Origin of the sequence: Mesorhizobium norvegicum (assembly GCF_004919685.1) — a bacterium.
In the GTDB taxonomy this organism is placed as follows: domain Bacteria; phylum Pseudomonadota; class Alphaproteobacteria; order Rhizobiales; family Rhizobiaceae; genus Mesorhizobium; species Mesorhizobium norvegicum.
In genome coordinates this window covers 1-392 of sequence record NZ_SMYZ01000197.1, presented here as the reverse complement: position 1 = coordinate 392, position 392 = coordinate 1, and the positions used below count along the sequence as shown (strand labels likewise).

Annotated in this window: 1 protein-coding gene; it reads left to right on the top strand. The window is 64.0% G+C overall.

The features are described from left to right. Positions 1–392 (top strand): zinc-binding dehydrogenase (locus FCU66_RS40700; protein ID WP_136625528.1); only part of this gene is annotated, 392 nt, incomplete at both ends.

Here is a 392-nt window from a genome sequence, read left to right as displayed (position 1 = left end):
CCCTTCGACAAGATCTGCTACATCGGCTGCGGCGTCACCACCGGCATCGGTGCGGTCATCAACACGGCCAAGGTCGAGCAAGGCGCGACCGCCGTCGTCTTCGGCCTCGGCGGCATCGGCCTCAACGTCATCCAGGGCCTGAAGCTTGCCGGCGCCGACATGATCATCGGTGTCGATCTCAACAACGACAAGAAGGCCTGGGGCGAGAAGTTCGGCATGACGCATTTCGTCAATCCGAAGGAGATCGACGGCGATGTCGTGCCGCACCTCGTCAACATGACCAAGCGCGGCGCCGACCAGATCGGCGGCGCCGACTACACGTTCGACTGCACCGGCAACACCAAGGTCATGCGCCAGGCGCTCGAAGCCTCGCATCGCGGCTGGGGCAAGTC